At 56.2% G+C, this 25902-nt stretch carries 24 protein-coding genes; 13 read left to right on the top strand and 11 right to left on the bottom strand.

Features of this window, described 5'->3' with window-relative positions; all coding sequences use genetic code 11:
* Positions 1-166: 166 nt before the first annotated feature.
* The 11 genes from AC236I_RS02655 to npr all read left to right on the top strand — a co-directional run bounded on the left by AC236I_RS02655 (position 167) and on the right by npr (position 8065).
* Positions 167-1144, top strand: a complete 978-nt coding sequence (locus AC236I_RS02655; RefSeq protein ID WP_004868144.1) for a calcium/sodium antiporter — start codon at positions 167-169, stop codon at positions 1142-1144.
* Positions 1141-2145 (top strand): arabinose-5-phosphate isomerase KdsD, encoded by a 1005-nt coding sequence (kdsD, locus tag AC236I_RS02650; protein ID WP_369973985.1) that lies wholly within the window; start codon positions 1141-1143, stop codon positions 2143-2145. Before AC236I_RS02655 ends, kdsD begins: the two co-directional genes overlap by 4 nt.
* A 14-nt stretch (positions 2146-2159) precedes the next feature.
* The gene (kdsC, locus tag AC236I_RS02645) at positions 2160-2726 is read left to right on the top strand and encodes a 3-deoxy-manno-octulosonate-8-phosphatase KdsC (protein WP_004868149.1); all 567 of its coding nucleotides are present in this window, start codon (positions 2160-2162) and stop codon (positions 2724-2726) included.
* Positions 2723-3298, top strand: coding sequence for an LPS export ABC transporter periplasmic protein LptC (gene lptC / locus AC236I_RS02640; RefSeq protein WP_004868154.1), 576 nt, complete (start codon positions 2723-2725; stop codon positions 3296-3298). The genes kdsC and lptC overlap by 4 nt, the downstream gene beginning before the upstream one ends.
* Positions 3267-3812, top strand: a complete 546-nt coding sequence (lptA, locus tag AC236I_RS02635) for a lipopolysaccharide ABC transporter substrate-binding protein LptA (protein ID WP_004868159.1) — start codon at positions 3267-3269, stop codon at positions 3810-3812. The genes lptC and lptA overlap by 32 nt, the downstream gene beginning before the upstream one ends.
* Positions 3813-3818: 6 nt before the next feature.
* Positions 3819-4544 carry an LPS export ABC transporter ATP-binding protein gene (gene lptB / locus AC236I_RS02630; protein ID WP_004206203.1) on the top strand — a complete coding sequence of 242 codons (726 nt, stop codon included), beginning with the start codon at positions 3819-3821 and terminating at the stop codon, positions 4542-4544.
* A gap of 47 nt (positions 4545-4591) precedes the next feature.
* Positions 4592-6025 (top strand): RNA polymerase factor sigma-54, encoded by a 1434-nt coding sequence (rpoN, locus tag AC236I_RS02625; RefSeq protein WP_004868164.1) that lies wholly within the window; start codon positions 4592-4594, stop codon positions 6023-6025.
* Between the two features lie 22 nt (positions 6026-6047).
* Entirely contained in the window at positions 6048-6335 is a 288-nt protein-coding gene (gene hpf, locus AC236I_RS02620; RefSeq protein ID WP_004868168.1) for a ribosome hibernation promoting factor, read from the top strand.
* A 72-nt stretch (positions 6336-6407) separates the two neighbouring features.
* Complete coding sequence (gene ptsN, locus AC236I_RS02615; protein WP_015585655.1) at positions 6408-6896, top strand: PTS IIA-like nitrogen regulatory protein PtsN; 489 nt, start codon at positions 6408-6410, stop codon at positions 6894-6896.
* A gap of 45 nt (positions 6897-6941) precedes the next feature.
* Positions 6942-7796: an RNase adapter RapZ gene (gene rapZ / locus AC236I_RS02610; RefSeq protein WP_004868172.1), complete on the top strand. Its 855-nt coding sequence runs from the start codon at positions 6942-6944 to the stop codon at positions 7794-7796.
* On the top strand, positions 7793-8065 hold the full coding sequence (gene npr / locus AC236I_RS02605; protein ID WP_004868176.1) for a PTS phosphocarrier protein NPr: 273 nt from the start codon (positions 7793-7795) through the stop codon (positions 8063-8065). The genes rapZ and npr overlap by 4 nt, the downstream gene beginning before the upstream one ends.
* A 61-nt stretch (positions 8066-8126) precedes the next feature.
* On the opposite strand, the gene mtgA is transcribed toward npr, so the two are convergent.
* From mtgA to mnmL, 4 genes are all read right to left on the bottom strand, one after another.
* Positions 8127-8852: a monofunctional biosynthetic peptidoglycan transglycosylase gene (mtgA, locus tag AC236I_RS02600; protein WP_004868178.1), complete on the bottom strand. Its 726-nt coding sequence runs from the start codon at positions 8850-8852 to the stop codon at positions 8127-8129.
* Positions 8849-9502, bottom strand: coding sequence for an isoprenoid biosynthesis glyoxalase ElbB (gene elbB, locus AC236I_RS02595; protein WP_069476400.1), 654 nt, complete (start codon positions 9500-9502; stop codon positions 8849-8851). Before elbB ends, mtgA begins: the two co-directional genes overlap by 4 nt.
* 232 nt (positions 9503-9734) lie before the next feature.
* Entirely contained in the window at positions 9735-12074 is a 2340-nt protein-coding gene (arcB, locus tag AC236I_RS02590; protein ID WP_015585653.1) for an aerobic respiration two-component sensor histidine kinase ArcB, read from the bottom strand.
* A gap of 84 nt (positions 12075-12158) precedes the next feature.
* Complete coding sequence (gene mnmL / locus AC236I_RS02585; protein WP_118842555.1) at positions 12159-13094, bottom strand: tRNA modification radical SAM protein MnmL/YtqA; 936 nt, start codon at positions 13092-13094, stop codon at positions 12159-12161.
* Positions 13095-13766: 672 nt separating this feature from the next.
* Here mnmL and gltB point away from each other — a divergent pair.
* Positions 13767-18227 (top strand): glutamate synthase large subunit, encoded by a 4461-nt coding sequence (gltB, locus tag AC236I_RS02580; RefSeq protein WP_004868192.1) that lies wholly within the window; start codon positions 13767-13769, stop codon positions 18225-18227.
* A 9-nt stretch (positions 18228-18236) separates the two neighbouring features.
* Positions 18237-19655, top strand: coding sequence for a glutamate synthase small subunit (locus tag AC236I_RS02575; RefSeq protein ID WP_487608683.1), 1419 nt, complete (start codon positions 18237-18239; stop codon positions 19653-19655).
* A gap of 74 nt (positions 19656-19729) precedes the next feature.
* Here AC236I_RS02575 and nanQ read toward each other — a convergent pair whose 3' ends face one another.
* From nanQ to sspB, 7 genes are all read right to left on the bottom strand, one after another.
* Entirely contained in the window at positions 19730-20194 is a 465-nt protein-coding gene (gene nanQ / locus AC236I_RS02570; protein WP_048024710.1) for an N-acetylneuraminate anomerase, read from the bottom strand.
* Positions 20191-21066, bottom strand: a complete 876-nt coding sequence (gene nanK / locus AC236I_RS02565; RefSeq protein WP_004868203.1) for an N-acetylmannosamine kinase — start codon at positions 21064-21066, stop codon at positions 20191-20193. The genes nanQ and nanK overlap by 4 nt, the downstream gene beginning before the upstream one ends.
* Entirely contained in the window at positions 21063-21752 is a 690-nt protein-coding gene (locus AC236I_RS02560) for an N-acetylmannosamine-6-phosphate 2-epimerase (protein WP_032718289.1), read from the bottom strand. Before AC236I_RS02560 ends, nanK begins: the two co-directional genes overlap by 4 nt.
* 49 nt (positions 21753-21801) lie before the next feature.
* Positions 21802-23289: an MFS transporter gene (locus tag AC236I_RS02555; RefSeq protein WP_015585648.1), complete on the bottom strand. Its 1488-nt coding sequence runs from the start codon at positions 23287-23289 to the stop codon at positions 21802-21804.
* 158 nt (positions 23290-23447) lie between these two features.
* Positions 23448-24350, bottom strand: a complete 903-nt coding sequence (nanA, locus tag AC236I_RS02550) for an N-acetylneuraminate lyase (protein WP_004868212.1) — start codon at positions 24348-24350, stop codon at positions 23448-23450.
* Positions 24351-24490: 140 nt separating this feature from the next.
* Positions 24491-25282: a transcriptional regulator NanR gene (nanR, locus tag AC236I_RS02545; RefSeq protein ID WP_015585646.1), complete on the bottom strand. Its 792-nt coding sequence runs from the start codon at positions 25280-25282 to the stop codon at positions 24491-24493.
* A gap of 120 nt (positions 25283-25402) precedes the next feature.
* On the bottom strand, positions 25403-25900 hold the full coding sequence (gene sspB, locus AC236I_RS02540; protein ID WP_048024708.1) for a ClpXP protease specificity-enhancing factor: 498 nt from the start codon (positions 25898-25900) through the stop codon (positions 25403-25405).
* Positions 25901-25902 lie beyond the last annotated feature (2 nt).

Here is a 25902-nt window from a genome sequence, read left to right as displayed (position 1 = left end):
CCTTCGCCACAAACCCAACATTTTTACAGAATCTTACCTGCCTGGGTTAGCGAAAGCTGGCATTTGTTTTACTTTTGACAAACATAAAGTCAAAATTAAGAATTCGTTACGCTGCAGATGGACCGCTACAGCGAATCAACGATTATACCTGAAGAAAGGACTTTAGATGCTCTTAGCGACGGCTCTGTTAATAATTGGTTTACTGCTGGTAGTCTACAGCGCCGATCGTCTGGTCTACGCCGCTTCAATACTTTGCCGCATGATAGGGATCCCCCCGCTCATTATCGGGATGACGGTGGTAAGTATCGGCACCAGCCTGCCGGAGATCATCGTTTCCGCCGCTGCGTCTCTGCACGGACAGACCGATCTGGCGATCGGCACGGCGCTCGGATCCAATATTACCAATATATTATTAATACTCGGCCTCGCTGCCTTGTTGCGTCCATTTACCGTGCATTCTGATATCCTGCGCCGCGAGTTACCGCTAATGTTGCTGGTCAGTTTGCTGGCAAGCTTTGTGCTGTACGATGGGCAACTGTCCCGTATGGACGGTCTTTTCTTACTGGCGCTCGCCCTGCTGTGGCTGCTGTTTACGATTAAAATCGCCCGGCTGGCGGAACGTCAGGGCAGCGATAGCCTGACCCGGGAACAGATGGCGGAGCTTCCGCGGGAAGGTTCGCTTCCCGTGGCCCTGCTCTGGCTGGGTGTAGCCATGATTGTGATGCCCATGGCAACCCGAATGGTCGTGGATAATGCTACCGTGCTGGCAAACTACTTCGCTATCAGCGAGCTCACCGTCGGCTTAACGGTGGTGGCGATCGGCACCAGCCTGCCGGAACTGGCAACGACGATTGCCGGGGCGCGAAAAGGGGAAGACGATATCGCTATCGGGAATATTATCGGCGCGAATATCCTGAATATCGCCCTGGTTCTCGGATTACCGGCACTGATCGCCCCGGGAGCATTCGCACCGGAGGCCTTTACGCGCGACTATGCCGTGATGCTGTTCGTCAGCGTGATATTCGTCCTGCTATGCTGGCGTCGCAAATGGCAACCCGGTCGCCTGGTGGGTGCGCTGCTGGTCGGCGGTTTTGTGGTTTGGTTGGCGATGCTGTACTGGGCAGCACCGCTCTTCGTTGAATGAATCGGGATAACACTATGTCGCAAATAGATTTGCCAACGGATTTTGACTTTCAACGGGTAGGACGTGAAGTTCTGGAAATTGAACGTGAAGGTCTGGCTCAACTCGATCAGTACATTAATGAAGATTTCACCCATGCCTGCGAGAAGATCTTCCGCTGCGCGGGCAAAGTCGTGGTGATGGGGATGGGCAAATCCGGTCATATCGGGCGTAAAATGGCGGCAACGTTTGCCAGCACCGGTACGCCGTCGTTTTTTGTGCACCCCGGCGAAGCGGCCCACGGCGATTTAGGCATGGTGACGCCGAAGGATGTGGTTATCGCGCTCTCGAATTCCGGCGAGTCGAACGAGATCCTGGCGCTGATTCCGGTACTTAAACGCCTGCAGGTGCCTCTTATCTGCATGACCAGCCGTCCGGAAAGCAGCATGGCGCGCGCCGCGGACATCCATCTTTGCGTGAAGGTACTGAAAGAAGCCTGTCCGTTAGGGCTGGCCCCGACCTCCAGCACCACCGCCGCGCTGGTTATGGGCGATGCGCTGGCGGTTGCCCTGCTGGAAGCGCGCGGCTTTACCGCTGAAGATTTTGCGCTGTCGCATCCTGGCGGCGCACTGGGTCGTAAGCTGCTGTTGCGGGTCAATGATATTATGCATACGGGTGATGAAATCCCGCACGTCAATGTGCAGGCCACCTTGCGCGATGCGCTGCTGGAAATCACACGTAAAAATTTAGGCATGACGGCTGTCTGTGATGATGACATGAACATCATCGGTATTTTCACCGATGGCGACCTGCGCCGGGTGTTTGATACCGGGGTCGATATGCGTAATGCCAGTATTGCCGATGTCATGACACCGGGCGGCATTCGCATTCGCCCCGGTATTCTTGCCGTCGATGCGCTGAACCTGATGCAATCTCGCCATATCACCTGTGTGTTAGTTGCCGATGGCGACCGCCTGTTGGGTGTGGTACATATGCACGATCTCCTGCGCGCAGGCGTAGTGTAAGTAAGGATAAAATAATGAATAATGCTGATGCTCTGCAGGAAACCTGCTACGGGCCAGTAAGCCCTGAATTTATCGATCGGGCGGCGAAGATCCGTTTATTGATCCTCGACGTAGACGGCGTGCTGTCCGATGGCCTGATCTACATGGGCAACAGCGGTGAAGAGCTGAAGGCGTTTAACGTTCGCGACGGTTACGGAATTCGCTGCGCGCTGACCTCAGGTATTGAAGTCGCGATTATTACCGGACGAAAAGCTAAACTGGTAGAAGATCGTTGTCAGACGCTGGGTATTACGCACCTGTATCAGGGGCAGTCCGATAAACTGCTGGCATTTCGCGAATTATTGCGCAAGCTGGCCGTTCGCCCGGACGAAGTTGCCTACATCGGCGATGATCTGATCGACTGGCCGGTGATGGCCGAGGTCGGTTTAAGCGTGGCAGTGGCGGATGCGCACCCGCTGCTGCTACCGCGCGCAGATTATGTTACCCGCATCAACGGTGGACGCGGAGCGGTACGCGAAGTCTGCGATTTGTTACTATTGGCGCAGGGCAAGCTGGATGAGGCCAAAGGGCAATCAATATGAGTAAAACCAGACGTTGGGTTATCATTTTACTATCGCTGGTCGCGCTTATTCTGATCGGCCTGAATCTGGCGGGTACGGACGATACCACTCAGCAAGAGATCAATCCTGATGACCCGACCTATACCAGTGAACATACCGACACCGTTGTTTACAGCCCGGAAGGGGCGCTTAACTACCGCTTAATCGCTGAGCACGTGGAGTATTTTTCCGCCCAGGAAGTCTCGTGGTTCACCAAACCGGTGATGACCACATTTGATACCAACAAGGTACCCACCTGGTCTATCAAAGCGGATAAAGCCAAACTGACTAAAGACCGCATGCTGTATCTTTACGGAAACGTAGAGGTGGACGCGCTGAGCGCGGACTCTCAATTGCGCAAAATTACGACGGATAACGCCCAGATAAACCTGGTGACGCAAGATGTTACCTCTGATGACATGGTGACGTTGTACGGGACGACATTTAATTCCAGCGGCCTGAAAATGCGCGGAAATTTACGCAGCAAAACTGCCGAGCTGATTGAAAAGGTTAGAACCTCTTATGAAATTCAGAACAAACAAACTCAGCCTTAAGATTGCGCTCGCCAGCGCCTTACTGGCCGCCAGCCTGCCGGCACTGGCAAAAACCGGCGATACCGATCAACCGATTCACATCGAATCCGATCAGCAGTCACTGGATATGCAGGGCAATGTCGTCACCTTCACCGGTAATGTCGTCGTCACCCAGGGGACCATTAAAATCAACGCCGATAAGGTGGTGGTGACCCGTCCTGGCGGTGAAAAAGGTAAAGAAGTGATCGACGGTTACGGTAATCCGGCAACCTTCTTCCAGATGCAGGACAACGGCAAGCCGGTGAAAGGCCGCGCGCAAAAAATGCACTATGAATTGCAGAATGATTTCGTCGTCCTGACCGGTAATGCGCATCTGGAACAGATCGATAGCAACATCCAGGGCGACAAAATTACCTATCTGGTGAAAGAGCAGAAAATGCAGGCGTTCAGCAATAAAGGCGGACGCGTGACGACGGTTCTGGTTCCTTCGCAGCTGCAAGACAAAAGCACCAACCAGCAAAAGAAGGGTAACTAATTCGTTATGGCAACATTAACCGCAAAGAATCTCGCCAAGGCGTATAAAGGCCGCCGCGTGGTGGAAGATGTCAGTCTGACCGTGAACTCTGGCGAGATCGTTGGCCTCCTCGGGCCAAACGGCGCCGGTAAAACCACGACCTTCTACATGGTGGTCGGCATTGTGCCGCGCGACGCTGGCAACATTATTATCGACGATGAAGATATCAGCCTGCTGCCGCTGCATGCCCGCGCGCGTCGGGGGATCGGCTATCTGCCGCAGGAAGCTTCCATTTTCCGCCGCCTGAGCGTGTACGATAATTTAATGGCGGTTTTGCAGATTCGCGACGATCTCAGCAGCGAGCAGCGTGAAGACCGCGCGAAAGAGCTGATGGAAGAATTTCACATCGAGCATCTGCGCGACAGCCTGGGACAGGCGCTTTCCGGCGGTGAACGCCGCCGCGTTGAAATCGCCCGCGCGCTGGCCGCTAATCCGAAATTCATTCTGCTGGATGAGCCTTTTGCCGGCGTTGACCCCATTTCCGTTATTGATATCAAACGCATCATCGAACATCTGCGCGACAGCGGTCTTGGCGTGCTGATCACCGACCATAACGTCAGGGAGACGCTGGCCGTCTGCGAACGCGCCTATATCGTCAGCCAGGGCCACCTGATCGCCCACGGCACCCCGCAGCAAATCCTTGAAGACGAGCAGGTTAAGCGCGTGTATCTTGGGGAAGACTTCAGACTCTGATAGGGTAGAGGTTACAGACGTTTTAGCCGGAGATATTAGCCCTGAATATGAAGCAAGGTTTGCAATTAAGGCTAAGCCAACAGCTTGCCATGACGCCACAACTGCAACAGGCTATTCGCCTGCTGCAGCTGTCCACGTTAGAACTCCAGCAAGAACTCCAGCAGGCGCTGGAGAGTAATCCGCTGCTTGAGCAAACCGATCTTCACGATGAGGTAGAAACCAAAGAGGTCGAGGACCGCGAATCGCTGGACACCGTCGACGCTCTTGAACAAAAAGATATGCCGGAAGAGCTGCCGCTCGACGCCAGCTGGGATGAAATCTACACCGCCGGCACCCCGTCCGGAAACGGCGTTGATTACCAGGACGACGAGCTGCCTGTCTATCAAGGCGAAACGACCCAAAGCCTGCAGGATTACCTGATGTGGCAGGTTGAACTGACGCCGTTTACCGACACCGACCGCGCCATTGCCACCTCGATTGTCGATGCCGTTGATGACACCGGCTATCTCACTATTCGGCTGGAAGATATTGTCGAGAGTATCGACGATGACGACATTGGTCTCGAAGAAGTGGAAGCGGTGCTAAAGCGTATCCAGCGCTTTGACCCGGTCGGCGTCGCGGCAAAAGATCTGCGCGACTGTCTGCTGGTTCAGCTTTCCCAATATGCTAAAGAGACGCCGTGGCTGGAAGAAGCCCGGCTGATCATCAGCGATCATCTCGATCTGCTCGCCAACCATGATTTCCGCTCCCTGATGCGCGTCACCCGACTGAAAGAAGAGGTGCTGAAAGAAGCCGTTAATCTCATCCAGTCCCTCGATCCGCGCCCCGGTCAGTCGATTCAGACCAGCGAGCCGGAATACGTCATTCCCGACGTGCTGGTACGTAAGGTCAGCGGCCGCTGGGTCGTGGAGCTTAACTCCGACAGCATCCCACGTCTGAAGATTAATCAGCATTACGCGGCCATGGGCAATAGCGCGCGCAATGATGCAGACAGCCAGTTTATCCGCAGCAACCTGCAGGAAGCTCGCTGGCTGATCAAGAGTCTGGAAAGCCGCAATGATACGCTGTTGCGCGTCAGCCGCTGCATCGTCGAACAGCAGCAGGCCTTCTTCGATCAGGGTGAAGAGTTCATGAAACCGATGGTGCTGGCGGATATTGCTCAGGCCGTCGAAATGCATGAATCCACCATTTCACGCGTTACCACCCAAAAATATCTGCACAGTCCGCGCGGTATTTTTGAGCTGAAATATTTCTTTTCCAGCCACGTGAATACGGAAGGCGGCGGCGAGGCATCGTCGACGGCCATTCGTGCGCTGGTGAAGAAGTTAATCGCCGCGGAGAATCCCGCGAAGCCGTTGAGTGACAGTAAGCTGACCACCATCCTGTCCGAACAGGGTATCATGGTGGCACGTCGTACCGTCGCTAAGTACCGAGAGTCTTTATCCATTCCGCCATCTAACCAGCGTAAACAACTGGTTTGATACAACCGATAAGGAAGACACTATGCAGCTCAACATTACAGGACACAACGTCGAGATCACCCCTGCACTGCGCGAATTCGTTAATGCGAAGTTCAGCAAGCTGGAGCAGTTTTTCGACAGGATCAATCAGGTCTATATTGTGTTAAAAGTAGAGAAGGTGACGCAAATTGCGGATGCCAATCTGCATGTCAACGGTGGCGAAATCCATGCCAGTGCGGAAGGGCAGGATATGTATGCCGCTATCGATGGACTCATCGATAAGCTGGCAAGACAGTTAACAAAACATAAAGATAAACTAAAACAACACTAATTGTCCGGGCGCCGCCCTTGCCTGCTGCCAGCCTTCATCGGTAGCAGGCAAGGGGCGCGCTCAGGTGAAATTATGATGAACAACGATTCGGCTCTACAACTGAGCAACGTCCTTAACCAGGAATGTACCCGTAGCCAGGTTCACTGCCAGAGCAAAAAGCGCGCGCTGGAAATCATCAGTGAACTGGCAGCAAAACAGTTAGGTTTGCCGCCGCAGGTGGTGTTTGAGGCGATCCTTACCCGCGAGAAAATGGGCAGTACCGGGATTGGCAACGGGATTGCCATTCCGCACGGTAAACTTGAAGAGGATACGCTGCGCGCCGTTGGCGTGTTTGTCCAGCTGGAGACTCCGATCGCATTTGATGCCATCGACAATCAGCCGGTCGATCTGCTGTTTGCGCTTCTGGTCCCGGCTGACCAGACCAAAACCCATCTGCATACGCTGTCTCTGGTTGCAAAACGACTGGCGGATAAAACGATTTGCCGTCGCCTGCGCGCAGCGCAAAGCGATGAAGAGCTGTATGAGATCATCACCGAAGCAGGAAGCAACGATGACGTATAACGGCCGTCGCCCCCTACCCTTTATCGTACTGAGGAGAAACGGTACATGGTACTGATGATCGTCAGCGGCCGCTCAGGCTCGGGGAAATCCGTCGCTCTGCGGGCGCTGGAAGATATGGGCTTCTACTGCGTAGATAACCTGCCGGTAGTGCTGTTGCCTGAGCTGGCGAGATCGCTGGCCGACAGAAACATCTCTGCCGCCGTCAGCATTGACGTGCGTAACATGCCGGAATCGCCAGAGATCTTTGAACAGGCGATGAAAAACCTGCCTGAGGCATTTTCCCCTCAGCTGCTGTTCCTTGATGCTGACCGCAATACGCTGATCCGCCGCTACAGCGACACCCGTCGTCTGCATCCGCTATCGAGCAAAAATCTGTCGCTGGAAAGCGCGATTGACGAAGAGAGCGCGCTGCTGGAGCCGCTGCGTTCCCGCGCCGACCTGATCGTCGACACTTCAGAGATGTCGGTACACGAGCTGGCGGAAATGCTACGTACCCGTCTGCTCGGCAAGCGCGAACGTGAGCTGACCATGGTCTTTGAATCCTTTGGCTTTAAGCACGGTATCCCGATTGATGCCGATTACGTCTTTGACGTACGCTTCCTGCCAAACCCACACTGGGATCCGAAACTGCGTCCAATGACCGGTCTGGATAAGCCGGTGGCCGCCTTCCTTGACCGGCACACGGAAGTTCACAATTTTATTTACCAGACCCGCAGCTATCTTGAGCTATGGTTACCGATGCTGGAGACCAATAATCGCAGCTATCTGACGGTGGCGATTGGTTGTACCGGCGGTAAACACCGTTCGGTCTACATTGCCGAACAGCTGGCTGATTACTTCCGCTCACGCGGTAAGAACGTGCAGTCTCGTCATCGGACGCTGGAAAAACGCAAATCATGACCGTAAAACAGATCGTTGAAATCACCAATAAACTGGGGATGCATGCCCGCCCGGCGATGAAGCTGTTTGAGCTGATGCAGAATTATGATGCGGAAGTCCTGCTGCGCAACGACGAGGGGACGGAAGCGGAGGCCAATAGCGTAATTGCCCTGCTGATGCTCGACTCGGCCAAAGGTCGGCAAATCGAGATTGAAGCCAACGGTCCGCAGGAAGTCGAGGCGCTGGCAGCGGTTATCGCGCTGTTCAACGCCGGTTTTGACGAAGACTAAACATTCCCGCCTCTTCCCCGGCTGCACGACGCTGACCGGGGCTATTGTTTCTGCCGCGACCTCACTTCAGCTTATTCGCCTGCATAAATCCTTCTCCGCCTAGCTGACGCATCTGACGCAGGATCCACGCCTGCCGACTGCGAACATAGCCGGACGGCGCATCGGCGCGAAAGCGAATCGGGTTGGGCAATACCGCAGCCAGGAGCGCCGCTTCAGAAGCCGTTAACTTGCTCGCAGGCTTGTGAAAGTAGCGCCGGGACGCCGCTTCGACGCCGAACGTTCCTTCCCCAAATTCAGCGATATTCAGGTAGACGGTCAGAATCCGTTTTTTACTCCACACCGTCTCAATCCCTACCGTTAACCCTGCCTCCAGCCCTTTGCGCAACCAGCTACGGCCATCCCACAAGAACAGGTTCTTAGCCGTTTGCTGCGAAAGCGTGGAGGCGCCGCGCACGCGGTTTTCCTGACGTTCATTGTGTGCCAGCGCTTTCTCTATCGCTGAGACATCAAAACCCCAGTGTTCAGGGAATTTTTGATCCTCCGCAGCGATTGCCGCCAGCCCCATCCACGGTGAGATCTCGTCCATCCCGACCCAGTCGGAGTGGGCGACATAATGAAAATCACCGCTCAGCCATGCGCCGATTTGTCGCTCGAGCATAACGGCTGAAAACGGCACCGGCAGTATGCTAAAGAGCGCGATGCCGCCTCCCCAAAAGGCTGCCGCAATCAGCAGAATGCGCAATAAAAGGCGTTTAATCATTCGCAACGGGGCCGAACGCACGCTCATGCAGTCAGAGCCAGCACGCGAGCCACCAGCTTCTCAATCCCGCTTGCCGCTTCCGCAATGTTCTGCGCCAGCATCCAGGCCGGGGTCGTCACCACCTTATGTTCTTCATCGACGACGATATCATCGACCGGGCAAGGAACGTGTTCTGCGCCCATCTCTTCCACCACCTCAGCGGTATCAAGATCGGTGCCGATGGTTATCCGCAGCGGGATCGGGAAAATTTTTGGCAGCAGCGCCGGGGCGATACACATAAAGCCCAGCGGTTTACCCGCCTCGTGCATCGCCAGCGTCAACGCTTTCAGGTCGCTATCGACCAGGCATTCAGCCCCTTGCGAGGCAAAATTGCTGAGGTTCTTCGCCGCGCCAAACCCGCCAGGGACAATCAGCGCATCCAGATCTTCAGCCCGGGCCGCAGCCAGAGGCTGGATATCGCCACGGGCAATACGCGCGGCCTCCACCAGAACGTTGCGGCTTTCGGCCATCGGCTCACCGGTCAGGTGGTTGATCACGTCCGTTTGCGTTTTATCCGCGGCGAAACAGATGGCCTGTGCGCCGCTACGGGCGATCGCCAACAGGGTAATGACCGCTTCATGGATCTCCGTTCCGTCATAGACGCCACAGCCGCTCAATACCACGCCAATCTTTTTCATACTGCCAGCTCCTTAGTGCAACTTGCTGAAACCAGTCAAAAATTTTGATTTACACGCATTGCTTCACATATTTTACTGATTCACGTAACAAATAATTTAAGGTTTGCTATCTTAATGAGCGAGCAAACCAAATCCTCAGGTTGCGCTACGTAAAAATATCTCTAAAAATTCTGGCGCAACGACCAGTTCCCTGGTGTTGGCGCAGTATTCGCGCACCCCGGTTTATCCGGGGTCATTTTTTATGTGCCGCCGCAACCCATGCTTTCAGCACCGCTACATCGTTCTGCCACTCGGATTTCATCTCTTCAACCCATTCACCAACGTTATCCGACCACGCCGGCAGGTCCGGAGTCTGAATCTGCTGTCCCAGCTGTTGGATATGCCGCAGGCCAATCGAGCCCGCCGCGCCTTTAATTTTATGCCCTTCATCGACGATCCCTTTCTGGTCGCGAGCGGTCAGATTAGACTCCAGTACCGCCATATAGCCCGGCATCATCTTCTCAAAAACCGCAAGACCATCGTTGATAAGCTTTGGCCCCACCAGCTCGATATACTGCTCAAGCATCGGAATATCCAGTACGGATGCCGATTTACTCACATCCACGGTCGGCATTTCGCACTCATCCTCTTCCGGCGAATCCCAGAATTTTTTAATCATTGCCGTCAGCGCCGGCACCGATAGCGGTTTACTCAGGACGTCGTCCATTCCGGCATCAAGATACTCTTTTTTATTCTTCAGGACGTTGGCGGTCAGGGCAACCAGCGGCGGTAGCTCGTCGGCGGCAAAGTGCTGCTTAAGATGACGAGAAATATCCAGGCCCGTCATATCCGGCAGCTGGATATCCAGCAGCACCAGGTCGTACTCGCCCGGTTCAAACATCTCCAGCGCGGCCTTACCGGTCATCGCCACATCGACGCTGTTACCCAGCTTCTCCAGCACCGAGCGCGCCACAATCACGTTGAGCTCGATATCCTCGACCAGCAGCACGTTCAGCGCCGGCAGGGGCATCTCATCTTCCGTCAGCATATCTTCCACTTCTTCCGCCACCGCCGGCGCATGCACGGTCAGCGTAAATGTGGCCCCCTGGCCCGGCTGGCTGGAGACGTTAATGTCGCCGCCCATATTGCGAGCCAGACGACGCGATACGGCAAGACCGATCCCGGTGCCCGTCGCAGGCTTGCCGCCGTGGCTGTCTTTCACCTGATAATACATCGCGAAGATCTTATCCTGCTCGGCTTCGGGAATGCCGATGCCGGAGTCTTCCACTTCAAAATGCAGGATATCGCCTTCATCGTAGCGAACGCGAACGGTGACGTTTCCACCTTGCGGGGTGAATTTCACGGCGTTACTGATGAGGTTCCACAGAATCTGCCGCAGACGCGTCCCGTCGGTCACCACTTTATGCGGCAGCGGCAGCGTCGGTTCCAGGACGAAGCGCAGCCCTTTCTGTTGCGCCTGCAGGCCGGAGAGGTTTTCCAGATCGGCCAGGAAACCGGTGAAGTCGACCTGCTGATTATCCAGCTGGACTTTGCGCCGCTCCATTTTATCCATGTCGATAATATCGTTGAAAATATTCCCCAGCGTAACGGCAGAGACATGGATGGTTTTGAGGTATTTTTCCTGCTCACCGGTCAGCTCGGTATCCAGCAGGATACGGCTCAGCCCGACGATGCCGTTGAGCGGCGTACGCAGCTCGTGGCTGATGGTTGAGATAAAGGTGGTCTTATCGCGGCTGGCGCGCTCCAGCGCATCCTGGTAGCGCTTACGTTCGGTAATATCGCGGCCAAAGCCCATCAGTCCACGGCGCTTGCCGACGCGGTCATAGTAAGGGACCTTGCGGATTTCAAAGCAGGCTTTACGCCCGTCCGGATAATCCAGCCACTGCTCGTAGGTCAGCGACACATTATGGCGGAAGACCTTTTCGTCAGTCTCCAGCACTTTAACCGCCGCTTCTTCGTTATAGACATCCTGAGGTTTCAGGTGGATAAGCTGCTTTTCGCTTTTCCCGGTCAGGAGCTCCATCGCCCGGTTACAGCCAGAAAACTCTTTGTCTTCATTGCGATAGAATACCAGGTCCGGCGAGGCATCAAGGAAAGAACGGAGGAAGGAGGATTGCTGTTCCAGCTGAATTTGCGTCTCTTCGCGCTCTTTCATCTCAATCTTCAGCTGTTCCAGCGTCGTCTCGCGCTCGGCTTCCGCCTTTTCACGCTCGCCAATCTCCTGATTGAGCTGCGCGATATTATCTTTGAGCTGCACGTTAAGCTGCAGGTCGCGCTCGCGCATCTCCTCCAGTTTTTCCACCAGCCGGGAGAGACGCTGCCGCGACTCTTCCAGTTGCTCCACCACCACCGACAAAAAATAAACTGCCCAGGGGGTGATCAGCAGACCAAAGAAGATAGAGCGGATAACGTCGATGCTCTCAACCTGGCCATGCAGAACCATCGTGACGGCCATCTGTACCACAATCGCCAGCACCACCAGGGCGAGGGCCAACAGCATGGAAAAACGCACCAGACCCAGCTTCATCATCAGGTCGACATAGTACTGCGCCAGCATACGGATTTGCTTCATAAGGGATTCCTTCGCGACAACTCCGCACAATAATACCCAATTCTGAGCAATACGCTGTAAGTTGTGCAAAAAATGCGGGCGCCCTTACTCTAAAGCTGCGCGCGGCACCCAGGCTCGTCCCAGCGCCGAGCCCTGCACGCCGTGTTGGTTGAGATAGCGGTCAAGTTCAACCATCCCGGTCCAGCGGTTCTCACACCACAGGGGCGCCAGCAGCGTCGGCCGCCGGGCGCTGGCGGAAATGCGGTGATAGATCACCTCGGGTGGCGTGTGGCGAATCATCTCCCCGGCAGTGATCGTATATTCATCCAGCGCAATCGCCTGCAACCGTCCCGCCTGCCAGGCTTTGGCCATCGTACTGCCGGTGACGATATGCAGCGGATGCAGTTTGATGCCATCCACGCCGGTATCCACAACCTGCTCCAGCGTTTGCAGGCAATGGCTCTGCGCCTCGCCCGGTAGCCCGACGATCAAATGCGCGCAGACCTTCAGCCCGCGCTCGCGCGCCAGCCGGGTCGTACGCTGATAACAGGCAAAATCATGCCCACGATTAATCCGCTGCAGCGTTTTGTCATGCACCGTCTGTAAGCCGAGTTCCAGCCATACTTCGTAGCCCTGTTCCCGATAGCCGCCGAGCAGATCCAGCACCGCCTCCGGGACGCAGTCAGGACGAGTACCCACGCACAGCCCGACGATATTGGCCTGACTCACCGCCTGCTGATACATCGAGCGCAGTACCTGAACTTCGGCAAAGGTGCTGGTGTAAGCCTGAAAATAAGCGAGATAGCGCCTGGCGCGATTAACCCGCTGCGCCTGATGTGCCAGCTGTTCAGCAATAGAGTGGTGCTGCTGCTCTTCGTCAGCAAAAGAGGCGACGTTGCAGAACGTGCAGCCTCCGCGGCCAATAGTGCCATCGCGATTCGGGCAGCTAAACCCGCCATGCAGCGTCAGTTTATGAACCTTTTCGCCATAGCGCCGCGAAAGATCCCCACCAAACATATTGACTAATTTTTGTAACTGCATAATCTGATAGACCGGCCTGAAGAAAGGGGCCAAGCCTGCCATTTTTAGCCACCGACGGCGATGACCTGGATCAATCGTCAGCGCGGCCGCTCACCTCATTGCATAAACACTCAAGATAACTGCAATTTCATTCACTCACTCTGTGATGACTTTTCCTTATACTTAACCTCAGGTTTGCCATTATCTTCATCAGGGCAAAAAACAGTGTTATTTACCGCGCTAGAGGTAACAGGCAGATAAATACTCTGCGATAAATAGGCAGTTCAGCACAGATCGATAATGTTACGCTATCGATATAGTGAGACAGATCACACTAGATTATGCTTTCCGCTACGTTTCAGCGCCGCTTAAAACACAGTTATTATCTTATTTATCATAATGTTAAACCATGTATAGCACATTTTTGTATAAATAAGATTGCCATTTGACGTAAGTGCCGATTCCCGATAAGTTGGGAATCCGCTGGAAGCTTTCTGGATGAGCACTCTGCTCATCATATTTATGCAGTAATTGAGATTCCCTCTTACAGCAAGTCCTCAAACTTGCGTACCGATGCGAAAAGGATTTAAAGAGGGCGAATGCGAGGTGCAAACCCCGTCGCCATGCTCTTTCTGTGCCCGTGCGCAATCGGTATCGGAGGGTGTCCCGTAGAGCCTGGGGAGGTTCACTGATATGTTGTACGATAAATCCCTTGAGAGGGATAACTGTGGTTTCGGCCTGATCGCCCACATAGAAGGCGAACCTAGCCACAAGGTAGTGCGTACCGCTATACACGCACTGGCCCGAATGCAGCACCGCGGCGCGATCCTTGCCGATGGTAAAACCGGCGACGGTTGTGGCTTGCTGCTGCAAAAACCTGACCGTTTCTTCCGTATCGTTGCGGAAGAGCGCGGCTGGCGTTTAGCCAAAAATTACGCCGTCGGGATGTTATTCCTTAATAAAGATCCTGAACTGGCGGCTACGGCACGCCGCATCGTTGAAGAAGAACTACAACGTGAAACCCTGTCTATCGTCGGCTGGCGCGAAGTGCCGACCAACGAAGGGGTTCTCGGTGAAATCGCCCTCTCCTCGCTGCCTCGTATTGAACAAATTTTTGTTAACGCCCCGGCAGGCTGGCGCCCGCGCGATATGGAACGTCGTTTGTTCATCGCCCGTCGCCGCATTGAAAAGCGTCTGCAGGAAGATAAAGATTTCTACGTTTGCAGCCTGTCGAATCTGGTGAACATTTACAAAGGTCTGTGTATGCCGGCTGACCTGCCGCGCTTCTATCTGGACCTCGCGGACCTGCGTCTGGAGTCGGCAATCTGCCTGTTCCACCAGCGCTTCTCCACCAACACCGTGCCGCGCTGGCCGCTGGCACAGCCGTTCCGCTACCTGGCGCACAACGGCGAAATCAACACCATCACCGGCAACCGCCAGTGGGCGCGCGCGCGTACCTACAAGTTCCAGACGCCGTTAATTCCGGACCTGCACGATGCGGCGCCGTTCGTGAACGAAACCGGCTCCGACTCCAGCTCGATGGATAACATGCTTGAGCTGCTGCTGGCCGGCGGGATGGATATCGTGCGCGCCATGCGTCTGCTCGTACCGCCAGCCTGGCAGAACAACCCGGATATGGATCCGGAGCTGCGCGCCTTCTTTGATTTTAACTCCATGCATATGGAGCCATGGGATGGCCCGGCGGGCATCGTGATGTCCGACGGTCGCTACGCCGCCTGTAACCTCGATCGTAACGGTCTGCGCCCGGCGCGCTACGTCATCACCAAAGACAAACTGATTACCTGCGCTTCAGAAGTCGGGATTTGGGATTACCAGCCTGACGAAGTGGTCGAAAAAGGCCGCGTAGGCCCGGGCGAACTGATGGTTATCGATACCCGCGGCGGACGTATTCTGCACTCCGCGGAAACCGATGATGACCTGAAAAGTCGCCACCCTTACAAAGAGTGGATGGAGAAAAACGTCCGCCGCCTGGTGCCGTTTGAAGATCTACCGGACGAAGACGTCGGCAGCCGCCAGCTGGATGACGACACGCTCGCCAGCTTCCAGAAACAGTTTAACTACAGCGCAGAAGAGCTGGACTCCGTCCTGCGTGTACTGGGTGAAAACGGCCAGGAAGCGGTCGGTTCAATGGGCGACGATACCCCGTTTGCCGTGCTCTCCAGCCAGCCGCGTATCATTTACGACTATTTCCGTCAGCAGTTCGCGCAGGTGACTAACCCGCCGATCGACCCGCTGCGTGAAGCTCACGTGATGTCGCTGGCCACCAGCATCGGCCGTGAAATGAACGTCTTCTGCGAAGCGGAAGGCCAGGCTCACCGCCTGAGCTTCAAATCACCGATCCTGCTGTACTCCGATTTCAAACAGCTCACCACCATGGAAGAGGAGCACTATCGCGCCGATACCCTGGATATCACCTTTAACGCCGCGGAAACCTCGCTGGCCGAAACGGTGAAGGCGCTGTGCGATAAAGCTGAACAGATGGTCCGTAACGGTACCGTTCTGCTGGTGCTCTCCGATCGTAATATCGCCAAAGATCGTCTGCCGGTTCCGGCACCGATGGCGGTAGGCGCGATTCAAACCCGCCTGGTGGATAAGAGCCTGCGCTGCGATGCCAACATTATCGTTGAGACCGCCAGCGCCCGTGACCCGCACCATTTCGCGGTGCTGCTGGGCTTCGGCGCCACGGCTATCTATCCGTACCTGGCCTATGAGACGCTGGCGAAACTGGTTGATAACAAGGCCATTGAGAAAGATTATCGTACCGTGATGCTGAACTACCGTAACGGCATCAACAAAGGCCTGTACAAGATCATGTCTAAGATGGGCATTTCGACCATCGCCTCCTACCGCTGCTCGAAGCTGTTCGAAGCGGTTGGCCTGCATCGTGAGGTTTCCGATCTGTGCTTCCTCGGCGTTGTCAGCCGCATCGGCGGCGCGGGCTTCGATGACTTCCAGCAGGATCTGCTGAATCTGTCCAAACGCGCCTGGCTGGTCCGTAAGCCGCTGGATCAGGGTGGTCTGCTGAAATACGTTCACGGCGGTGAATATCACGCCTACAACCCGGACGTCGTCCGCACGCTGCAGCAAGCGGTTCAGAGCGGTGAATACCACGACTATCAGCAGTATGCGAACCTGGTGAATGAACGCCCGGCCGCCACGCTGCGCGATCTGCTGGCGCTGAACCCTGGCGATGACGCCATCAGCATCGACCACGTCGAATCGGCCAAAGAGCTGTTCAAACGCTTCGATACCGCCGCCATGTCTATCGGTGCGTTAAGCCCGGAAGCTCATGAGTCGCTGGCGGAAGCCATGAACAGCATCGGCGGCTTCTCTAACTCCGGCGAAGGCGGCGAAGATCCGGCGCGCTATGGCACCAACAAAGTGTCGCGTATTAAACAGGTCGCTTCTGGCCGCTTCGGCGTCACACCGGCTTACCTGGTCAACGCCGACGTTATTCAGATTAAAGTCGCTCAGGGCGCGAAGCCGGGCGAAGGCGGGCAGCTGCCGGGTGACAAAGTCACCCCGTACATTGCCAAACTGCGCTATTCGGTCCCGGGTGTAACCCTGATTTCACCGCCGCCGCACCACGATATTTACTCTATCGAGGATCTGGCGCAGCTGATTTTCGACCTGAAACAGGTCAACCCGAAAGCGATGATTTCTGTGAAGCTGGTTTCCGAACCGGGCGTCGGCACCATCGCCACCGGCGTGGCCAAAGCCTATGCCGATCTTATCACCATCGCCGGTTACGACGGTGGTACGGGTGCCAGCCCGCTCTCCTCCGTGAAATACGCGGGTTGTCCGTGGGAGCTGGGTCTGGTGGAAACCCAACAGGCGCTGGTGGCGAACGGTCTGCGTCACAAGATCCGTCTGCAGGTGGATGGCGGCCTGAAAACCGGCCTCGATATCATCAAGGCGGCAATTCTTGGCGCAGAAAGCTTCGGCTTCGGCACTGGCCCGATGGTCGCGCTCGGCTGTAAATATCTGCGTATCTGCCACCTGAACAACTGCGCAACCGGCGTAGCAACTCAGGATGACAAACTGCGTAAGAATCACTATCACGGCCTGCCGTTCAAAGTGACCAACTACTTTGAATTCATCGCCCGCGAAACCCGCGAGCTGATGGCTGAGCTTGGCGTGAAGCGTCTGGTGGACCTGATTGGCCGTACCGACCTGCTGAAAGTGCTGGATGGCTTTACCGCGAAGCAGCAGAAGCTGGATCTCAGCAAACTGCTGGAAACCGCCGAGCCGCATCCGGGTAAAGCGCTGTACTGCACCGAAAGCAACCCGCCGTTTGATAACGGCGTGCTGAACGCGCAGCTGCTACAGCAGGCTAAACCGTTCGTGGACAGCAAGCAGAGCAAAACCTTCTGGTTCGATATCCGTAATACCGATCGCTCCGTTGGCGCGTCGTTGTCTGGCTATATCGCCCAGACCCATGGCGATCAGGGGCTGGCAGCAGATCCGATTACCGCGCACTTCAGCGGTACCGCAGGCCAGAGCTTCGGCGTGTGGAACGCCGGCGGCGTGGAACTGCATCTGACCGGTGACGCGAACGACTACGTGGGTAAAGGGATGGCAGGCGGTCTGCTGTCAATCCGTCCTCCGGTGGGCTCCGCCTTCCGCAGTCACGAAGCGAGCATCATCGGTAATACCTGTCTGTATGGCGCGACCGGCGGTCGTCTGTACGCTGCGGGCCGTGCAGGCGAACGCTTTGCGGTGCGTAACTCCGGTGCCATCACCGTGGTAGAAGGCATCGGCGATAACGGCTGCGAATACATGACCGGCGGCATCGTCTGCGTACTGGGTAAAACCGGCGTCAACTTTGGCGCAGGGATGACCGGCGGCTTTGCTTACGTCCTGGATGAAGACGGTGATTTCCGTAAACGTGTGAACCCGGAACTGGTGGAAGTGTTGGGCGTTGACTCTCTCGCTATCCATGAAGAGCACCTGCGTGGTCTGATTACCGAACACGTGCAGCTTACCGGTTCGTCTCGAGGCGAAGAGATCCTGGCCAACTGGCCGGCTTTTGCCGCGAAATTCGCGCTGGTTAAACCAAAGTCCAGCGATGTTAAGGCACTGTTGGGTCACCGTAGTCGTAGCGCAGCAGAGCTGCGTGTGCAGGCGCAGTAAGGAATTCAGATGAGCCAGAACGTATACCAGTTTATCGACTTACAGCGCGTTGATCCGCCAAAGAAACCGCTGAAGATCCGTAAAATTGAATTTGTTGAAATTTATGAGCCGTTTTCAGAAGGCCAGGCCAAAGCCCAGGCAGATCGCTGCCTGTCCTGCGGCAACCCGTACTGCGAATGGAAATGTCCGGTCCATAACTACATCCCGAACTGGCTGAAGCTCGCCAATGAGGGGCGTATTTTTGAAGCGGCAGAGCTGTCGCATCAGACCAACACCCTGCCGGAAGTCTGCGGGCGCGTCTGCCCGCAGGACCGTCTGTGCGAAGGCTCCTGTACGCTGAACGACGAGTTTGGCGCGGTGACTATCGGTAACATCGAACGCTACATCAACGATAAAGCGTTCGAGATGGGCTGGCGCCCGGATCTCTCCGGCGTGAAGCCCACCGGTAAAACGGTGGCGATCGTCGGTGCCGGTCCGGCAGGACTGGCCTGCGCAGATGTCCTGACCCGCAACGGCGTCAAAGCGGTAGTGTTCGATCGCCATCCGGAAATCGGTGGCCTGCTGACCTTCGGCATCCCCGCCTTTAAGCTGGAAAAAGAGATAATGACCCGTCGCCGTGAAATTTTCACCGGCATGGGTATTGAGTTCAAACTCAATACCGAAGTGGGCCGTGATGTTCAGCTCGACGCGTTACTGAAAGAGTATGATGCCGTGTTCCTCGGCGTGGGGACCTATCAGTCCATGCGCGGCGGACTGGAAAACGAAGACGCAAATGGTGTCTTTGATGCGCTGCCGTTCCTGATTGCCAACACCAAACAGACCATGGGCTTTGGCGAAACCGCCAGCGAGCCTTACGTCAATATGGAAGGCAAACGGGTGGTGGTTCTCGGCGGTGGCGACACCGCGATGGACTGCGTGCGTACTTCCGTACGTCAGGGCGCGACTCACGTTATTTGCGCCTACCGCCGTGACGAAGAAAACATGCCGGGCTCCAAACGCGAAGTGAAAAACGCGCGTGAAGAGGGCGTCGAGTTCCAGTTCAACGTTCAGCCTCTGGGCGTAGAAGTGAATGCTAACGGCAAAGTGTGCGGCGTGAAAATGGCGCGTACCGAGATGGGCCAGCCTGATGCCAAAGGGCGTCGTCGTGCGGAGATCGTCGCAGGCTCCGAGCACGTGGTCCCGGCAGATGCGGTGGTGATGGCGTTTGGTTTCCGCCCGCACAGCATGGAATGGCTGGCGAAGCACGATGTTGAGCTGGATTCTCAGGGCCGTATTATTGCGCCGGAAGGCCATGAAAACGCGTTCCAGACCAGTAACCCGAAAATCTTTGCCGGCGGCGATATCGTGCGCGGTTCCGATCTGGTGGTGACGGCGATTGCCGAAGGTCGTAAAGCGGCTGACGGGATCCTGAACTACCTGGAAGTGTAATCAACAAACCCGGACAAACTGTCTGTCCGGGTCTCTGACAGAGCCCGCTGGCGCAAGCCCGCGGGCTTTTTTTATCATGCCAGCAGGGCGGCGCGGACCTTAATGACCACTTTTTTAATCCCGGCGCTGTCCCCGACCTGGCAACCGGGTTTGTGCGGTTCATCGGGCATGAAAACCGCAAACATATCCGGATGCAATGTCAGTACCTGTTCCCCGCGTATCCGACGGCAAAGCTGATAATCCTCGTCAGGATGCGCTTCTTCGCACTCACAGGCCGACCCGGCGACGCCATAAAAGATCCGCTCTTCCCCCGCCAGTAAAATCTGGATATCAATAAACTGGCTATGCAGTTCGGCTTTTTTCTCTTCCGGCACACCGGTATGAAACGCCATGACGTTCATCAATACATTGTCGCCCTGAAGCTCATAGCTTCCGGGAGCGATAGTGTGTAAATCGTGGGCCTGCGCCAGGGCGATAGCCCGGACCAGAACCGCCGGAAGACCGGCATGCGAAGGCTGCTGTAGATGACCCAGAATCATATCTTTCCTCCCTGTGCCCATAATGCCGCTCCTGACAGGCCCGCATCATGCCGATAGTAAGCTTCCCGCAGCGGAACATGATAAAGCGCGGGTTCTTGTGACAAGTACGTCTCAACCAGCTTCAGGTAGCCGTCTGCAAGACCGATACTGCCGCCGATCACAACGCAGGCGCAGTCCGTCACGGCCTTCAGGTCGGCAATCAGTCGCGCCAGCGTGCGTGCCGATCGCTGAATTAATATCTGCGCCTGCGGGTGTCCCTCCCTCGCCAGAGCAAATATCGCTTTTGCATCCAGCCCGCAAAGCTCACCGCCGGCCGCCGCCGCGATACCGCGCCCGGAAGCGATAGCTTCGACACAGCCTTTCCGACCGCAGCCGCAGAGCGGCCCGGCAGGATCCGCCAGCGTATGACCGCAATGGCCGGCCAGGCCTCCGCGACCGGTCTGCAGCCTGCCCTGGCTGACGATCCCCCCGCCAACGCCGGTTGAAACGGTCAAAAAGAGCATCTCGCTGACTTTCTCCGGCAGCGCATGATATTCCGCCCACGCCGCTGCCTGAGCATCATTGAGGGCAATACCGGGCAACGCCGTGAGGTCGGATAAACACGCCTGCAGGGGAAAATGTGCCAGTCCGCCCAGGTTCGCTGGATTGATGGCGGTCAGAATGCCGTCCTGAATGATGCCGGTGGAGGCGATAGCAAAACGATCCGCGCGCGCCGAGAGGGGGGCCACCAGCGCCGCCAGCGCGGCAGCTAATGCCGCCGGCGTCTGACTGGCTGGCGTGGGGACTTCACGCCGCTCCAGGAGGGTCAATCGGCTGTCTATCAGTGCGGCGGCTAGCTTGGTGCCGCCAATATCAATCGCCAGCGTCGTCATTGCACCGCCTTTTTCAGCGCCGTGTTGTACCACTCGCAAATGTGTTCCAGCCGCGTAATGGCGGAGCCTACGGTCACCGCCCAGGCGCCATGACGCATGGCCTCTGCCGCCTGCGCTGGCGTGTTGTAGCGCCCTTCGGCAATCACCCGACATCCCGCTGCGTGTAGCGCCTGTACCAGCGCCAAATCAGGCTCTTCCGGCGTGTGCGCCGTGGTATAACCCGACAGCGTGGTGCCGATAATTTCCGTACCGAGCTGCTGACAGAAGATGCCATCTTCAACGGATGAACAGTCGGCCATTGCCAGCTTGTGCTGCTGATGGATACGGGCCAGCAGTGCCTCCACCGCCACCGGGCGCGTCCGACGGGTACCATCGAAAGCAATAATATCCGCCCCCGCCTGCGCCAGAGCATCAACATCCTCTAAAAATGGGGTAATGCGTACCGGTGAATCATCGAGGTCACGTTTGAGAATACCGATAATGGGTACTGTCACCCGGGCGCGGGTCGCCCGCAGATTCTCAACACCTTCGATACGCAATGCCACCGCGCCAGCCTGTTCGGCTGCCAGCGCCATCGCTGCGACAATCGCCGGCGTATCCAGCGGGCTACCGGGGACCGGCTGACATGAGACAATTAATCCGCCGTGGGCGCTGATGCGACGACCCAGTTGTTCAAGCAAAGACATAATAACTCCCTGATTTATCTCGTTGCCCGGCGCCAGCGCCGGGCACGGGTTACCTGGTTTTCACTAATCCACGTTTGCTGGCGCCGGGCATCACCGCCCCGCTCAGGGGCCTGCCATCAATCGCATCGTGCGTTCGCACCGCTTCCGGGCGGATCCAGCGCTGAACACGCGAGGGCATATCCAGTCCGATAAGCAGGATCACCACAAAGGTCAGGCCGAAAGAGAGCGATCCCAGCGTCGTGCCCAGATCCATCCGCTGCGCGATCAGCGCACCGAGCACCGGCGCGATCGCCCCACCTAAGGCACCGACGTTATAGGTAAAACCCAGACCCGCAGCACGCTGATCGGTATCGAAATAGCCGCCGATCAATTTAGGTAAGATCCCGGAGATCCCCTGCCCCAGCATCTGCTGGAAGAACAGTAACAGCCCCAGCACCCACACGTTGGTGCCGCCGATAGCAAAGACGGGAATAATCAACAGCTGGGAGGCCAGCAGGCTACAAACATAGGCTTTGCGCGTTCCCAGCCAGTCGCCGAGAAAACCGCCGACGCAACAGCCGACCGCAGCACCAAAACCGCTGAAGAACAGCACCCTGGCCACGGTCGTATGATCGTAAGCGAGCTCCGTTTTAAGATAGGTGGGCAAAAGCGCCTGGATAGGCCATGAATAGAGAAAGGCGAACAGGACGACAACCATCAGCGTCACGCCGGTTGGCCAGCGCTTACCGCTGCTTTGCACCATAAAGCTGATAAAGATCGTGGCACAAAGCAGCCCCAGTGCGACCACGATTCCGGCATTGTTGAGCTCGCCGGCGAAACAGAACCACAGCGCCGTCGCCGCCACAATGGTCAGGAAAATATTGATCGCCCGGTGTTTGCCACAATAGAGGATATCCACCATGGTCCGCACCGGCGCTTTACCCTGATGTTTCTCTTTCCAGTCTTCGGCTTCCGGGATGTTTTTCCGCAGCCACAGCGCAAAAATAATCGGCACGATGCCAATGAAAAAGAGCGCACGCCATCCCCAGACCGGTACCACCAGACTATAGATTTGCGCGGCAATCACCGCCCCGACGGAAAAGCCGGAAATCAGAAAACCACTGGCCTTATTGCGCAGCTGCTTTGGCCAGCTTTCAATAACATAGGTCGCACTGGATCCATACTCCCCCGCCATCCCCATGCCAATCACCAGACGCGCGATAAACATGGTGGTAAAACCGGGAGCAAAGCCGCAGGCCAGCGTTCCGAGGGAAAACAGAATAATACTGGTGACCATCGCCAGCCGCCGTCCGTAACGATCGCCCATTGCGCCCAACATCAGGCCGCCAAACCAGCGAGAAATGAAGGCGGCTGAGATCAGACTCGCTGCCTCTACGGTCGTCAAACCAAAGTCTGCCTGGATTTCTGTCAACACCAGGGCAATCAGGACAAAATCAAAACCATCAAGCAAATATCCCAGCCAGGCAGCGGAGAAAGCCCGCCACTGCGCCCGGTTGAGATGGCGATACCACGGGATGTTCTGGGTCGTTGCGATCATTTTACTCTCCCGCGATGGGTCAGACCCACGCTTGGTTTGCCATACCAGATGTCGCTATCACTGCATCCGATATAGCTCGTGTTATGACCCGGACCGGGCGCATAGCGCCTCCATCCGGGAATGCCCCGCTCGCACACGCGGCGGGGAAGCCGTTAGCCTCAACCCAGCTGCGCTTTCTCCTGCTGCAGCTGCTGCGCCAGCGCTTTCAGCTCCGGCAGGAACTGCTCAGCAACCGGAGCGAACGGTTTGCGACATAGCGGCTCAGCGACCACGTCCATGTAGTGCAGCACGGTTTTCAGCCCCCGGAATACGCCGGTTTTGATCAGCAGATCGATTGCCTTGTTGCATTCACACTGCAGCCTCTGCGCTTCCGCTATATCGCCCGACCGCAGCGCTTTCACGATCCCCTGATAGCGCCAGCCCATAATGTTATAGGTACTACCGATCCCGCCATCGGCACCGGCCAGCAAGCCAGAAGCAAAAATCTCGTCATAGCCGTTGTAAAGCACCAGATCCGGATGCGCCCGGCGGATCTGCTCCATCTGGAAAAGATCGCCTGATGTCTGCTTCAATGCCCCCACGCCCGGCAGCGTCACCAGCGTATTGATCTGATCCAGGGAGAGTTTCACGCCGCTCAGCGCCGGGATGTTGTAGACCACCATCGGTAAGCCATTAGCTGAATCAATAATGGCCTGGTAGTGAGCGCAGTGCTCTTCAAAGCTGAAGGGATAGTAGAACGGCGTGACGGCGGACACCGCATCGTAGCCATAGCTGTGCGCAGCTTCGGCAAGTTGCTGGCTCTCCAGCGTACTGACGCAGCCAACATGGGCAATCAGCGTCATTTTTCCCTTCGCTTCTTCAGCGACGATCTCCAGCACTTGCTGGCGTTCTGCGCTGCTTTGCACAAAAGCTTCCCCGGTCGAACCGCCAACGTACAACCCGTCGATTCCCTGGCTCAAATTGAAACGCACCAGCCGACGCAGGCTCTCTTTATCCAGCTTTTGTTGCCCGTCAAACGGCGTAAGCAGCGCTGCCATGACTCCACGTAAATTAACCGCCATATCTCACCTCGTATGCTAGTTGTTATGATTAACTATGTACCTTTATACCTGTTATACCAGATGAATTAAGCGACGGCCTCATAGGGAACGCTTATTATGCGATCGGCTTCACTAAACGAGGATCCAGACGATCGCTCTTGTTACTTACGTGATTGTTTTTTCTGGCCGAAGGCGTGCCAGGTGGCGGAAACGCTATTGAGGTGGGTCTGCAAGGCGCGATCGGCCTCGTCAGGGTCATGGCGGCGGATCGCATCGACGATGTCGATATGTTGTTGATAGCTCACGTTATTATGTTCGTGAAGCTCGTGCTCCGGGACGGTAGGGCGTGCGGCGATGAGCCAGTCCAGCAGGGCGACATGGATAGCCAGGAAGATAGGATTCCCGGGAATTTCCGCCAGTACGCGGTGAAATTCAACGTCTGAACGGATAAACAGCGCGTTATCATCAAGCGACTGGCTGTTGATCTTCAGCGCCTGCTCCAGCTTTGCAACCTGCTCGTCGCTGGCGTGTTCCGCAGCATAGCGAACCAGGCTGGACTCGAAAAACAGACGCAGCTGTTCAAAATGCGCAATCCCGCCGGGGTGAGAGAGAAAATCCTTCGCCATCCCCGAAAGTTCGCCAATGATGGTGTCGGCAGAAGGCCGTGAGACGCGGGCGCGTTCACCGTTGTTAATCTGCACCAGTCCTTTACGCTTTAAGGCGGCCAGAGCTTCGCGCACAGAAGGTCGTCCGACGTTGAAAAACGTCATCAGCTCACGTTCAGAAGGTAGCTGCTCGCCTTCGGCAAATTCACGGCGGCGAATCATATTCTCAAGCTCTTCTTCCACCATTTCCGACAGCTTTTTGCGCGCCAGAGGACGGCGGTGCAGGCTGTTACCGATTGGGGTGGATGCTTCTTCTGTCTGGGGATCAAATGCGCTCATAGGGACCATGTGTGATGTGTGACAGCAAGTGACGACCGGACCATCTTAACACAAGAATGCCATGCTGGCGGCGTAGATAACAGAACAGGCCCCGAAGGGCCTGCAATCTGAAATCCACGACCTGCTGGATTACTTCACGACGCGCAGCGCCGGACGCCCACCGCGCGGCGGCGGAGGCGTATCATCCGGGTCATCATCATGGCGATCCGGCTTATCACCGTCGATCACCGACATGACCGTCTCGCTTTCATTGCTTACCGATGCATCGTCATCATTCAGGGTGGTGACGTCTTCATCATAAGCCGCTTCAGGTTCGAACATGGTACCCGCACCGTTTTCACGAGCATAGATAGCCAGAACGGCAGCCATAGGCACGGAAACATTACGCGGGACACCGCCGAAGCGCGCGTTGAAGCGGACTTCGTCATTAGCCAGTTCCAGATTACCCACGGCGCGGGGAGCAATATTCAGAACGATTTGTCCGTCGCGCGCATACTCCATCGGCACCTGTACGTTTGGCAGTGTCACATCCACAACCAGGTGTGGAGTCAGCTGGTTATCCAGCAGCCACTCATAGAACGCCCGCAGCAGGTACGGGCGACGCGGCGTTAGCTGCGATACATCCATCG

The organism is Klebsiella sp. Sb-30 (assembly GCF_057652795.1).
The sequence above is the reverse complement of the archived record's forward strand: the minus strand, read 5'-3'. Positions and strand labels throughout refer to the sequence as shown.